Raw genomic sequence first — 13,118 nt, forward strand, 5'->3', positions numbered from 1 at the left:
GCCTAGGGGCCCACGACGCCCGCGTCGTGGGCGATCAGCCCCGCCTGGGTGCGGTTCACACAGCCCAGCTTGTCCAGGAGCCGCGACACATAGCCCTTGATCGTGGCCTCCGAGAGGTACAGCCGCGCCCCGATCTGCGCGTTCGACAGCCCCTCACCGAGCCCGGCGAGCACCTCGGCCTCCCGCTCGGTCAGCGATTCGACCAGCCGCCGCGCGCGGTCGCGCGCCGAGTGGCCGTCGGAGGAGGCCGCGATCAGTCGGCGGGCGGCGGCCGGGGAGAGCACGGTGTGGCCCTCGGCGGCCACGCGCACCAGGCCGATCAGGTCCTCCGGTGGCGTGGTCTTGACCAGGAAGCCCGTCGCGCCGGCCCGCAGCGCGCGCAGTACGTACTGGTCGGCGTCGAAGGTCGTGAGGACCACGACGACCGGCGGGTCGGCGAGCTCCCTGATGCGCTCGATCGCGGTGAGCCCGTCCACGCCCGGCATACGCAGGTCCATGAGCACCACGTCCGGCCGGTGGCGCTCGACCGCCTCGGCGCCGGCCGCGCCGTCGTGTGCCTCGGCCACGACCTCGATGTCCTCGGCCGAGCCGAGGATCGTGCGCAGGAACACGCACACCATCGGCTCGTCGTCCACGACCACCACCCGGACCACCGGCCTCACCCCACCGTCTCCGCGGTCGGCACATACGAGGGCAGCGTGGCCTCGACGCCGAATCCGCCGTCCGGCTCGGGCCCGGCGCGCAGCGTTCCGCCCACCAGCTCCACGCGCTGCCGCAGGCCCGCGAGGCCCAGGCCCGAGCCGGTGTCGGCCAGGGCGCGGTGGGGACCGGCGGCCGGCGGCGTGTTGCGGACCGTGAGCCGCAGATGCGCCGCGCCGTACCCGACCCGTACGGTCACCCGGGCGCCCGGGGCGTGCTTGCGCACGTTGGTCAGCGCCTCGCGCACGATGCGGTACGCGGTGCGCCCGACCACCGGTGAGGCGAGCGCCCGGTCGCCCTCTTCGATCAGCTCGGCCGGGGTACCCACCGCGGTCGACTCGGCGACCAGCGCGGGGAAACCGGCCACCGAGGGCGTCGGGTCCCCTTCGGGGGCGGTGCGCAGGATGCCGACCAGGTCCCGCAGCTCGTCCAGGGCCTGGCAGCCCGCCGCCCGCAGCTCCTCCGCGGCCTGCCGGGTCGCCTCGTCGGGCGCCGTGATCCGCAGCGCCCCGGCCTGGAGCACCATCAGGCTCACCCGATGGGTCACCACGTCGTGCATCTCCCCCGCCAGCCTCGCCCGCTCCTCGGCACGGGCCCGCTCGGCGAGCAGATGGCGCTCCCGCTCGGCCCGCTCGGCGCGTTCGGTCAGCGCCAGCACCAGCCGTCTGCGGGCCTCGAAGTACAGCGTCAGCAGCGGTCCGAGGGCGGTGCGCAGCACCCCGATGGTGATGACCGTGACCGACGGCTCCCACACGCGCGCCACGATCGCCGTGAAGACGGCGAGCGCGACGAGCGCCGTCAGCCGGGACCACCGCTTCCGCCCGTAGAAGGGAGGACCGTACGCCGCGAGCGCCGTCGCGAAGGGGGCCCACACATTGCCCGGGTGCGCCGGAGTCAGCACGCCCACCGGCGAGATCAGCAAGGACACCGCGAGGGTGAACCCGCCGAGGACGGCCATGACCGTCAGCGGCGCGTGGCGGCGGGCGGCCAGCGAGAGGCAGGCAAGGGCCTGCACGCCCAGCATGGCCCAGGCCAGCGGGCCCGGGTGGGCGGGCCACCAGGTCGCGTGCAGCAGTGTCGTCCCGGTGTCGAGCAGCGCGAAGCCGACCGCGATCGCCACATCCAGGGCGACCGGATGCCTACGGTGCCACGGTCCGGCAGTCATGCGGCCTACGGTAGGACACCGCCCGCGCCCGGAAGGCGGACGGTGTCCCATGGCAGACGTCCGTCGGGGGCGGGCCCTACGAAAGTCGTATGCCGCCCCTTACGGCCATGCCTTCGTCGCCCCCGCCGCCGACCACTCGCCCTGCCGCCCGCCGCACTGACCACCGCGCAATGGACGCATTGCAGGCGAAAGTAGGCGGCGACGGCGGTCAGCGGTCGATGCTGGCCATGTTCGCCTCGTCGTGGCGCTCGCCCGACGCCGGGGTGAGGTTGTTCAAACGGTCGAGCTGAGCGGCGCTGAGTTCGATGCCGTCGGCGGCAGTGTTCTCCTCGACGCGCGAGACCCGCCGGGTTCCGGGGATGGGGGCGATGTCGTCGCCGCGGGTCAGCAGCCATGCCAGCGCGGTCTGCGCCGGCGTTGCTCCGATCTCCTCGCCGATGGCCTGCACTTCGTCGACGATGCGCAGGTTGCGCTGAAAGTTCTCGCCGGTGAAACGCGGGTTGGTCTTGCGCCAGTCGTCATCGGCGAAGTCGTCGACAGAGCGGATCTGCCCGGTCAGAAGGCCGTGTCCCAGCGGCGAGTAGGGCACGAAGCCGATACCGAGCTCGCGCAGCAGCGGGAGAATCCCGGCCTCGACGTCGCGGGTCCACAGAGAGTATTCCGTCTGCAACGCTGCCACTGGATGCACGGCGTGCGCACGGCGGATCGTGGCGGGGCCGGCCTCGGACAGCCCGATGTAACGCACCTTGCCCTCGGCAACCAGATCGGCCAGCGCGCCGACGGTCTCCTCGATGGAAATGTTCGGGTCGACGCGGTGCTGGTAGTAGAGGTCGATGTGGTCGGTGCCGAGCCGCTTGAGCGAGCCCTCGACAGCGGCCTTCACGTTGCCGGCACTGCTGTCCGTAACGCCGGGACCGCCACCGGAGTGGGAGACCAGACCGAACTTCGTCGCCACGACAACATCGTCACGCCGGCCCTTGATGGCCTTGCCGACAATCTCTTCGCTGTGGAAGGGGCCGTAGATCTCGGCGGTGTCGATGTGCGTGACTCCGAGGTCCAGCGCACGGTGGATGGTGCGGATCGACTCGGCGTCATCGAGTCCCCCGCCCGTCGTGTAGGTGCCTGCCATGGTCATGGCGCCGAGGCCGATGCGAGAGACATCCAGCCCACCCAGCGATACGTGCTTCATCACATACTCCTTGTCGTGGCGGCCGTCAGGCCTGGTCGGTGGGCATGACCCCGAGAGAGGGGTGACCCTGCGAATTCCGTGATCAGTCAGCTCAGTGGGCCCGCTGTCCAGGCAACCACCCGACAGACCCGCGCGGACCCCCGTACGGGGTACCGCTCCACCAGGGGTCTGCCAGTACCTCCTTTCGCGGGCTGAGAGGCACGGGGTCCGCCGTACGGTGTATCCATGGACCGCAGCAGTGAGATCCGCGAGTTCCTGCGTACCCGCAGGGCCCGGATCACCCCCGAACGGGCCGGCCTCACCCCTCACCAGGGCGCCCGCCGGGTTCCGGGACTGCGCCGCGAGGAAGTCGCCCAGCTGGCCGGAGTCAGCGTCGACTACTACATCCGCCTGGAACGGGGCCACACCTGAGGTGTCTCGGAAGCCGTGTGGGAGGCCGTCGCCCGCGCGCTGCAACTGGACGACGCCGAACGCGCCCACCTCTTCGACCTGGCCCAGCCCACCAGCGGCCGGACCCGCCGAAAGCGGTCGCTCGCCCCGCAGAAGGTCCGCCCCGCCCTCTACCGCACCCTGGACGCCCTCAGCGTCCCCGCGATCGTCCAGGGGCGGCGCATGGACATCCTGGCGGCCAACCGGCTCGGCTACGCCCTGATCACCGACTTCCAAGCCCGGCCCCACCGCGACCGCAACGCCGCACGCTTCGTCTTCCTCGACGCGGCCGCCCGCACGCTGTACACCGACTGGGAACGGGTGGCCGCCGACTGCGTCGCCACCCTGCGCCTGTACGCCGGACGGCACGCGGACGACCCACAGCTCACCGAACTGATCGACGAGCTGTCCCTGCACAGCGACACCTTCCGCCGGCTGTGGGCCGACCACGACGTCCTCGCCCACACCACCGGTGCCAAACGCCTGCACCACCCGCTCGTCGGCGACCTCACCCTCGACTACGTCGTCCTGGCCGTCGAAGACGATCCCGAGCAGACTCTCGTCATCTACACCCCAGAACCAGCCTCACCCACTGCTGAAGCCCTCAACATCCTGGCCAGTTGGACCGGCACCTCCCCCACCGGCCGACCCGCTCGCGCCCGGCGAGATCAACAGTGAAACCGCGGACGGTGTCCGGCGGCAGACGTCCGTCGGGGGCGGGCCCTACGAAAGTCGTATGCCGCCCCTTACGGCCATGCCTTCGTCGCCCCCGCCGCCGACCACTCGCCCTGCCGCCCGCCGCCCCGGCCGCCGTGCAATGGACACATGACTACGCAAGGGCAGGCCGCCGCGGTGGTGGTGGCGGACCTGCGGAAGAGTTACGGAGCCGTGGCGGCCGTGCGCGGGGTGAGCTTCACCGTCGCGCACGGGGAGATCTTCGCGCTGCTCGGGCCGAACGGCGCCGGCAAGACCACCACGCTGGAGATCCTCGAGGGCTTCCGCGCCCGGGACGCGGGGCGGGTCGGCGTGCTCGGCCTCGACCCCTCGGACCCGGCCGTCGGGCGCCGGCTGCGTGAGCGGATCGGGCTGGTGCTGCAGGACATCGCGGTCGAGCCGTACCTGACGGTCCGGGAGACGGTGGCGCGTCACGCCGGGTACTACCCGTCGCCGCGCGACGTCGACGAGGTCATTGGCCTGGTCGGCCTCGCCGGGCAGGAGCGGCGGAAGGTCAGGGCGCTCTCGGGCGGGCAGAAGCGGCGGCTGGACCTGGCGCTGGGCCTGATCGGCGACCCGGACCTGCTGTTCCTCGACGAACCGACGACCGGGTTCGACCCAAGCGCGCGCCGGAGCGCCTGGCGGCTCGTACGCGGCCTGCGCGACGCCGGGACCACCGTCCTGCTCACCACGCACTCCATGGAGGAGGCCCAGGAGCTGGCCGACCGGGTGGCGGTGATCGCCGACGGCCGGGTGGTGGCCGAGGGGACCCCCTCGTCCCTCGGGGGCCGCGACAGGGCCCGCGCGCGGATCCGCTTCGCCCTGCCCCAGGGGTGCACGACGGCCGATCTGCCGGTCGCCGCCACCGCACCGGGCGACGGCGGCCTGGTCACCGTGGAGACCGGGGAGCCGACCGAGGCGCTGCACCGGCTGACGGGCTGGGCGCTTGGGCGCGGCGTCGCGCTCGACGGGATCACCGTCGAGCGGCCGAGCCTGGAGGACGTCTACCTCCGGCTGACCGGCCGGGGCGCACCGGAGTACGTGAGGGAGGCGAGCGGGCGATGAGCGCCGATGCCCACCGGCCCCCGCGCCGCGCCCTGGCCCTGCTGTGGCACCAGATCCGCTACGAGCAGCTGTCCTTCTGGCGCAACCCGCAGAGCGCCTTCTTCACCTTCGTCTTCCCGGTCGTGGTCATCGCGGTCTTCGGCGCGATGTTCGGTGGCGGCGGCACCGACCCGTACTTCTACGGGCTCTCGGCGCTGGGGTACTACGTGGCCACCATTGCCGCGGTCTCCGTCCTGGGCTCCTGCTACAGCCAGCTGGCCATCGTGCTCGCCACGCGGCGGCAGAACGGGATCCTCAAACGGGTGCGGGCCACACCGCTGCCGGCCTGGGCGTACTTCCTCGGTCTGCTGGCGCACTGCGTCATGCTGAGCGTGGTGGACGTGCTGCTGATCGTCGGCGTCGGGCGGCTGTACGGGGTGCCGCTCCCCGGTCTCGCGCGGTGGCCCGCGATCGTGGTGACGCTCGTGCTGGGCGCGGCCTGCTTCTGCGCTCTCGGGGTCGCGGTGGCCTCCCTGATCCGCAATGCCGAGGCCGCGCCCGCGGTCGTACAACTCGTCGTGTTCCCGCTGATGTTCATCTCCGGCACCTATCTGCCGATCCACTCCGGGACGGTGAACCAGGTGGCCGGCGCGCTGCCGGTGCGGCCGTTCAACGAGACCCTGCTCGGCGCTCTGGCCCAGCACTCCGGCTCCGGCTTCGCGTGGCGAAGCCTCGGCGTGCTGCTCATCTGGGGCACCGCGGGGGCGGTCGTCGCGGTCCGCCGGTTCCGCTGGGACCCCCGGCCGGAGTGACCGTACCGGGGGTGCCGGCAGCTGAGTGACATTCCGTCACAGGGCGGGGCGGGCGAAGCGGACCAGCTCAAGGGCCTGCTCGGGGAACCACTCGCCCGCCTCCGGGTCGACCGCCCCGCGCTCCGGGTCGTGGGGCCCCGCCGTGCCGCGCAGGCACTGGCCGTCCGACTCGCCGGGGGTCTTCACCCACAGCGCGGCGTCCTGGAGCGGGTCACCCGTCCTGGTGGTGGGACGGACGCCCAGGCCGCGGCCGGGAGGGTTGCACCAGGACTGCGGGTCGGCGTGGCTGCCGGCCCGGGGCGTCCACGGGCCGCGGCCGTTGCGGCTGGTGTCGGTGATGAAGTGCTTCATCTCGTCGGGCTCGTTGAGCACGTTGATCTCCAGCCACCGCTCGGCGCGCAGCCGCGGCCACCGCTGGTCGGGGCACTCCGCCGGGTTACCACCGTCGGCCACATAGGCCAGGCAGGAGGAGATGAGCCGGCCGTACCAGGCGTTGTCCTCGTCGGTCTGGTAGGCGGAGACGTTGAGGGAAAAGCCGGTGGCCTGGTCGACGCCGGCCTGGAGCAGCCGGCGCACGATGCTGCTGACGGGGTGCCAGGCCGCGTGGCCGGCGTCCAGGTAGACCTTGGTGCCGGGCAGCGGTTCCAGGGTGTCGACCGCGTAGTTGAGCTCGGCGTAGCGGGCGGCGTTGCGGGCCCTCTGCTCGGCGGGGATGAGGGCGGGCGGCTTCCCGGGGGCGTCGGTGGGGGCCTCCGCGTGGGCCTCGGCGTGGGGGGTTGTGGGTTTGCTGACGGGTTCGTCGGTGGCGTTGCCGGGTTTCTCGACGGGGTTCCCGTCGGGGTTCCCGTCGGGGTTCCCGTCGGGGTTCCCGTCGGGGTTCTCCGCAGGTCTCCCGGTGGGCGTGTGCGCGGGCGCGTCGGCGTGCTCCTCCTCCGGCAGGTCCGTGACCGGGTCGATGTCGGCGGGCGCCGCGGCCCGGGTGCCGCTCTCCATCGCGACCTGCGCCTCGGCCTGCGCTTCAGCCTGCGCTTCGGCACGTGCGAGCGCGCCACCGAGCACCCCGGCCCCGGCGCCGAACAGACGGCTGTCGAAGGCCTCGCCCTCGAATGCGTCACCGCCGTCCGGGGCGCCGTCCGGGGCGCCGTCCGGCTCCCCTTCGAATTCGTCGGCGAAGTCCGCGTCGCGCCCGGCGGCCGCGCCACCCGCCCGGCCGCAGTCGGAGGGCAACAGGGCGAGCGAGTCGGGTTCCAGGACGATGAGGGCCCGGCGGCGGCCGATGCCCCGGGCGACGGCGTCGATCCACGCCCGGTACTCGGCGGTGCCCTCCGCACCGCCTGCCGAGTAGCTGCCGCAGTCACGGCCGGGCGTGTTGTAGAGCGCGAGGACGGGCACCTGGCCCTCACGCACGGCGCGCCGGGTGGTCTCACGGACCAGCTGCTCGACCTCTTCCGGGGTCTCGTCCCCGAACCAGACCGCGTGCGGCGTACGGACCATCGCGAGCAACCCGGCGGCCGCGCCGCGGTCGCCGTGCCTGACCAGCCGGGTCACCTGATGGTAGGGGCCCGTCCCGGCCGGCGGGGTGTACAGGCGGTGCAGGGCCCTGGCCGGGGAGGGCTCCCCCGGCGCCGCCGCGTACCCGGCGGCGGCGGTGGACAGGGGCAGCACGATCGCGGCCAGAAGGGCCATCGGCTTGGTGGGGATCGTCCGTCTTCTACGCACGTGCGCACTCCTCGAGCGGCGGTTTCGGAGGGTCGATTTCTGAGGCTCAATCAGAAACCGGGACCTCGCAACGCGTACGTCCGCCGAGTGGCCGAACCGCTCCCCCACCTATGGGTGGCGCTCCGTCAGGCGACCGAGCCGATCCGCCCCATGCCCACCGCCGCCGAAAGGTCGTGGTGGATGGGGATGTGTGCCCCCGTCAGTGGCACGCCGCTGCCGCCCCGCCGGGCGGCGACGATCTCGCTCGCGATGGACAGGGCCGTCTCCTCGGGTGTCCGGGCGCCGAGGTCCAGGCCGATCGGGGAGCGCAGCCGTGCCAGCGCCGGCTCGCCGAGCCCGGCCTCGCGCAGCCGCCGCAGCCGGTCCTCATGGGTACGGCGCGAGCCCATCGCGCCGACGTACGCGACGGGCAGCCGCAGCGCCCGCTCCAGCAGCGGGATGTCGAACTTGGCGTCGTGGGTGAGCACGCACAGGACCGTACGGGCGTCGACCTCGGTGGCGTCCAGATAGCGGTGCGGCCAGTCGACGACCACCTCGTCCGCGTCCGGGAAGCGGCGGGCGGTCGCGAAGACGGGCCGGGCGTCGCACACCGTCACGTGGTAGCCGAGGAACTTCCCGATCCGCGCCAGCGCGCCCGCGAAGTCGATCGCGCCGAAGACGATCATCCGGGGAGGGGCCACGGCGGACTCCACGAGAAGGGTGACCGGCTCGCCGCAGCGGCCGCCGTCCGCGCCGACCTCGACGGTGGCGGTGCGCCCGGCCTCCAGCAGCGCGCGGGCCTCGTCCACCGCCGTACGGTCCAGGGCCGGGCCGAGGGTCCCCTCGTACGAGCCGTCGGGGCGCACCAGCAGCGCGCGGCCCAGCAGCTCCGGCGGCCCGTCGGCGACCCGGACGAGCGCCGCCGGGCGACCGCCGGCGCCGGACAGCGTGGCGGCGGACAGCGCGACGGCCGACAGCGCGGCAGCCGACAGCGCGGCGGCGATGACCGGGCGCAGCCGGGTGTCGCCCGCGGGCACCGGGGTGACCAGGATGTCGACGGTCCCGCCGCAGGTCAGGCCCACGGCGAAGGCGTCCTCGTCGGAGTAGCCGAAGCTCTCCCGTACGGCCCGGCCGGTGCGCAGCGCGTCCCGGCACAGGTCGTAGACCGCGCCCTCCACACACCCGCCGGACACGCTGCCGACCGCCGTGCCCGCGGCGTCCACGGCCAGCGCCGCGCCCGGCTGCCGGGGCGCGCTGCCGACGGCGGCCACGACCGTGGCGACGGCGAAGTCGCGCCCCTCCTCGCACCAGCGGTGCAGCTCGGCAGCGATGTCCAGCATGGTGCTCAGCTCCAGGGTCCGTCTTCAAAGGGGGCGTCCGGTGGCGGGTCGCACCCACCCGTTCCGCCCCCGTCGCCACGTCTATCCATAACCCTCACGTATCTGTCAGATGTTCCGGGCGGACGGGGACGCGTCCCAGCCGCAGGCCGGTCGCCGCCCGGATGGCGGCGACGACGGCCGGAGTGGAGGACAGGGTGGGGGCCTCGCCGACCCCGCGCAGCCCGTACGGCGCGTGGTCGTCGGCGAGTTCGAGCACCTCCACCGGGATGCTCGGCGTGTCGAGGATGGTGGGGATCAGATAGTCGGTGAAGGACGGGTTGCGGACCCGCGCGCCGTCCGAGACCACGATCTCCTCCATGACCGCGAGCCCCAGCCCCTGCGCCGTACCGCCCTGGATCTGGCCGACCACGGACAGCGGGTTGAGCGCCTTGCCGACGTCCTGGGCCGCCGCGAGTTCGACGACCTTGACCAGGCCGAGCTCGGTGTCGACGTCGACGACCGCCCGGTGGGCGCAGAAGGAGTACTGGACATGGCCGAAGCCCTGCCCGGTCTCCGGGTGGAAGGGCTCGGTCGGGCGGTGCCGGAACTCCTTCTCGAGGTCGATCGCGTCCTCGCCCAGGATCTCGGCGAGATCGCCGATGACCTCGCCCGCCTCGGTGACCACCTTGCCGCCCGCCAGCAGCAGCTCCGCGCCCGCCCAGCCGGGGTGGTCGGCGCCGAACCGCGCGCGGCCGCGCCGGAACACCTCCTCGCGCACCGCCTCGCAGGTGTGCTTGATCGCGCCGCCGGTCATATACGTCTGGCGGGAGGCGGAGGTGGAGCCCGCCGAGCCGACCTGGGTGTCGGCCGGGTGGAGCACGACCCGGGCCACGCCGAGCTCGGTGCGGGCGATCTGGGTGTGTACGGTCACGCCGCCCTGGCCGACCTCGGCCATGGCGGTGTGCACCAGGGCGACCGGCTCCCCGCCCAGCACCTCGAGCCGCACCCGGGCGGTGGAGTAGTCGTCGAAGCCCTCGGAGAAGCCGACGTTCTTGATGCCGACCGCGTAGCCGACGCCGCGCACCACGCCCTCGCCGTGGCTGGTGTTGGACAGCCCGCCGGGCAGCGCCCGTACGTCGAGGGATTCGCCGGCCCAGGGGCGCTCGGGCGGCATCGGGCGCGCCTTGACCCGGCGGAGCAGCTCGGCGACCGGGGCCGGGGAGTCGACGCGCTGGCCCGTGGGCAGGGCCGCGCCCTGCTCCATGGCGTTGCGCTGCCGGAACTCCACCGGGTCCAGGCCCAGCTCCGCCGCCACCGCGTCCATCTGCGCCTCGTAGGCGAAGCAGGCCTGCACCGCGCCGAACCCGCGCATCGCGCCGCAGGGCGGGTTGTTGGAATAGAGCGCGAGCGCCTCGATGTCGACGTTGTCCACGGCGTACGGGCCGATGGACAGCGAGGCGGCGTTGCCGACGACGGCCGGGGAGGAGGAGGCGTAGGCCCCGCCGTCGAGGACGATGCGGCACTGGACGAAGAGCAGCCTGCCGTCGCGGGTCGCTCCGTGCTCGTAGCTGAGCTTGGCGGGGTGGCGGTGGACATGGCCGAAGAAGGACTCGTACCGGTTGTAGACGATCTTGACGGGCCGGCCGGTGCGCAGCGCCAGCAGGCACGCGTGCGCCTGCATGGACAGGTCCTCCCGGGCGCCGAAGGCCCCGCCGACGCCGGACAGGGTCAGCCGGACCTTGTCGGCGGGCAGCCCCAGGACCGGGGCGAGCTGGTCGCGGTCCACATGCAGCCACTGGGTGGCGATGTAGAGGTCGACGCCGCCGTCCTCGGCGGGCACGGCGAGGCCGGACTCCGGGCCGAGGAAGGCCTGGTCCTGCATGCCGACCTCGTAGTCCCGGCGCACCACCACATCGGCGCGGGCCCTGGCGGCGGCGACGTCGCCGCGTTTGATGGGCTGGCGGTGGACGATGTTGGGGTGCGGGGCGTGCCCGGCGTGGCGGTCCGTACGGCCGGGGTGGAGCACCGGCGCGCCGGGCGCGGTGGCGGTGGCCTCGTCGGTGACCAGCGGCAGCTCGGCGTACTCGACCTCGATCCGGGCGGCGGCGCGGCGCGCGGTCTCGGGGTGGTCGGCGGCGACGATCGCGACGGCCTCGCCGTGGTAGCGGACCCGGCCGGCGGCGAGCACGGGCTGGTCGTGGATCTCCAGGCCGTAGTGGGTCTCGGCGGGGAGGTCGGCGTACGTCATGACGGTGTGCACGCCTGGCATGGCCAGCGCCTCGCCGACGTCGATGGAGCGGATCTCGGCGTGCGCGTGCGGGCTGCGGAGGGTGAAGCCCCACAGCATGTCCTCGTGCCACAGGTCGGAGGCGTACGCGAACTCGCCGGTCGCCTTGAGGGTGCCGTCGGGGCGCGGCGTGGACGCGCCGATGGTGCCGGGGGCCGTGTCGCCCTGGCGCGGTCGGGTGGGGGTGGGGGTCGCGGAGCGGCCGGGGCCCATGGGCTACCTCGCCTCCGTGGTGCGCGCGGCCGCCAGGCGGACCGCGTCGAGGATCTTCTCGTAGCCGGTGCACCGGCACAGGTTGCCGGAGAGCGCCTCGCGGATGTCGGCGTCGGAGGGGTCGGGGGTGCGCTCCAGCAGTTCGTCGGCGGCGACCAGCAGACCGGGGGTGCAGAAGCCGCACTGGATGGCGCCGGCGTCGATGAACGCCTGCTGGACGGGGGCCAGCGGGGGCTGCTGCCGCGCGGCCGCGGTCGTCTCGGCCGTCTCGTCTTCGGCGGTACGTCGGCCGCGGGCCTCGGCGTACTCCGCGAGCCCCTCGACCGTGACCACCTCGCGGCCCTCGGCCTGACCGGCCGCCACTAGGCAGGCGCACACCGGCACGCCGTCGAGCCGGACCGTGCAGGATCCGCATTCGCCCTGCTCACAGGCGTTCTTGGAGCCCGGGAGACCCAGCCGCTCGCGCAGCACATACAGCAGCGACTCGCCCTCCCACACGTCGTCGGCCTGGAGCGGCCGCCCGTTGACCGTGAACGTCACGCGCATCGTGCGCCTCCCGCGCTCGTGCCGCCGCCGGCCGTATCGCCGCCCGTGCGGAACGCCTCCCAGGTCCAGCCGAGCGTGCGGCGGGCCATGACGGACACCGCGTGGCGGCGGTACGCCGCGCTGCCGCGCACATCGTCGATCGGGTCGCAGGCGGCGGCGCACAGCTCGGCGAAGCGGCGGGCGATCGACGGGGTGACGGCCCGGCCGCCGTCCCAGAAGCCGCCCTCGGCGAGCGCGGCGTTCAGAAAGTCCTCGGCCGCCCGCGCCCGTACGGGGGTGGGCGCGGCCGATCCGATGCCGGTCCGCACCGTGCGGGTGTCCGGATGCAGCGCGATCGCGAAGGCGCATACGGCGATGACCATGGCGTTGCGCGTGCCGACCTTGGAGAACTGCTGCGGCCCGGCGGCCTTGCGGATGTGGACGGCCCTGATCAGCTCGTCGTCCGCCAGCGCGTTGCGCTTCACACCGGTGTAGAACTCCTCGACCGGGATGAGGCGGCTGCCGCGCACCGAGGCGGCCTCCACCTCGGCCCCGGCGGCGAGCAGCGCGGGGTGCGCGTCACCGGCGGGGGAGGCGGCGCCGAGGTTGCCGCCGACGCTGCCGCGGTTGCGGATCTGGGGCGAGCCGACAGTGTGCGCGGCGAGCGCGAGCCCCGGCAGCTCGCCCCGCAGCCGCTCGATGATCCGCGCGTACGGGACGGAGGCGCCCAGCCGTACGGTCTGATCGCCGGTCTCCCACGTGTGCAGCTCGGCGATCCTGCCCAGGTCGAGCAGGTGGTCGGGGCGGCGGCGGTCGAAGTTGATCTCGACCATGACGTCGGTCCCGCCCGCGATGGGCACGGCCGTGGGGTGCTCGGCCTTCGCGGCGAGCGCTTCCTCCCAACTGGCGGGGCGCAGAAATTCCATAGGCGTTCCCTCTTGTCCTCTCTCCGAGGTCTCCCCCCAGATCTCTGCACACGGCTTACCGCCAGTAGACCGAGGTGTGGGCCACCTGGTGCAGTCAC

At 73.5% G+C, this 13,118-nt stretch carries 12 protein-coding genes; 4 read left to right on the plus strand and 8 right to left on the minus strand.

Annotated elements, in window-relative coordinates:
* Positions 1–2: 2 nt before the first annotated feature.
* From ACWY4P_RS13055 to ACWY4P_RS13065, 3 genes are all read right to left on the minus strand, one after another.
* Entirely contained in the window at positions 3–620 is a 618-nt protein-coding gene (locus ACWY4P_RS13055) for a response regulator (RefSeq protein ID WP_456212908.1), read from the minus strand.
* Positions 621–658: 38 nt separating this feature from the next.
* Positions 659–1,864, minus strand: coding sequence for a sensor histidine kinase (locus ACWY4P_RS13060; RefSeq protein WP_456210708.1), 1,206 nt, complete (start codon positions 1,862–1,864; stop codon positions 659–661).
* Positions 1,865–2,072: 208 nt separating this feature from the next.
* Entirely contained in the window at positions 2,073–3,053 is a 981-nt protein-coding gene (locus ACWY4P_RS13065; RefSeq protein ID WP_456210709.1) for an aldo/keto reductase, read from the minus strand.
* Between the two features lie 225 nt (positions 3,054–3,278).
* On the opposite strand from ACWY4P_RS13065, the gene ACWY4P_RS13070 reads away from it, so the two are divergent.
* The 4 genes from ACWY4P_RS13070 to ACWY4P_RS13085 all read left to right on the plus strand — a co-directional run bounded on the left by ACWY4P_RS13070 (position 3,279) and on the right by ACWY4P_RS13085 (position 6,052).
* Entirely contained in the window at positions 3,279–3,464 is a 186-nt protein-coding gene (locus tag ACWY4P_RS13070) for a hypothetical protein (protein WP_456210710.1), read from the plus strand.
* A 15-nt stretch (positions 3,465–3,479) separates the two neighbouring features.
* Positions 3,480–4,160, plus strand: a complete 681-nt coding sequence (locus tag ACWY4P_RS13075; protein ID WP_456210711.1) for an MmyB family transcriptional regulator — start codon at positions 3,480–3,482, stop codon at positions 4,158–4,160.
* A 147-nt stretch (positions 4,161–4,307) separates the two neighbouring features.
* Positions 4,308–5,261: an ABC transporter ATP-binding protein gene (locus tag ACWY4P_RS13080; protein ID WP_456210712.1), complete on the plus strand. Its 954-nt coding sequence runs from the start codon at positions 4,308–4,310 to the stop codon at positions 5,259–5,261.
* The gene (locus tag ACWY4P_RS13085) at positions 5,258–6,052 is read left to right on the plus strand and encodes an ABC transporter permease (RefSeq protein WP_456210713.1); all 795 of its coding nucleotides are present in this window, start codon (positions 5,258–5,260) and stop codon (positions 6,050–6,052) included. The genes ACWY4P_RS13080 and ACWY4P_RS13085 overlap by 4 nt, the downstream gene beginning before the upstream one ends.
* A gap of 36 nt (positions 6,053–6,088) precedes the next feature.
* Here the strand turns inward: ACWY4P_RS13085 and ACWY4P_RS13090 are convergent, their stop codons facing one another.
* The 5 genes from ACWY4P_RS13090 to ACWY4P_RS13110 form a co-directional block, all read right to left on the minus strand.
* On the minus strand, positions 6,089–7,771 hold the full coding sequence (locus tag ACWY4P_RS13090) for a glycoside hydrolase family 6 protein (protein ID WP_456210714.1): 1,683 nt from the start codon (positions 7,769–7,771) through the stop codon (positions 6,089–6,091).
* A 125-nt stretch (positions 7,772–7,896) separates the two neighbouring features.
* Complete coding sequence (locus ACWY4P_RS13095) at positions 7,897–9,090, minus strand: XdhC family protein (RefSeq protein ID WP_456210715.1); 1,194 nt, start codon at positions 9,088–9,090, stop codon at positions 7,897–7,899.
* Positions 9,091–9,184: 94 nt separating this feature from the next.
* A complete protein-coding gene (gene pucD / locus ACWY4P_RS13100) occupies positions 9,185–11,569 on the minus strand; it encodes a xanthine dehydrogenase subunit D (RefSeq protein ID WP_456210716.1) in 2,385 nt (794 codons plus the stop codon).
* A gap of 3 nt (positions 11,570–11,572) precedes the next feature.
* Positions 11,573–12,115, minus strand: coding sequence for a (2Fe-2S)-binding protein (locus tag ACWY4P_RS13105; RefSeq protein ID WP_456210717.1), 543 nt, complete (start codon positions 12,113–12,115; stop codon positions 11,573–11,575).
* Positions 12,106–13,020 (minus strand): FAD binding domain-containing protein, encoded by a 915-nt coding sequence (locus ACWY4P_RS13110; protein WP_456210718.1) that lies wholly within the window; start codon positions 13,018–13,020, stop codon positions 12,106–12,108. The genes ACWY4P_RS13105 and ACWY4P_RS13110 overlap by 10 nt, the downstream gene beginning before the upstream one ends.
* Positions 13,021–13,118: the final 98 nt, after the last annotated feature.

This window comes from Streptomyces sp. LZ34, from assembly GCF_053890475.1.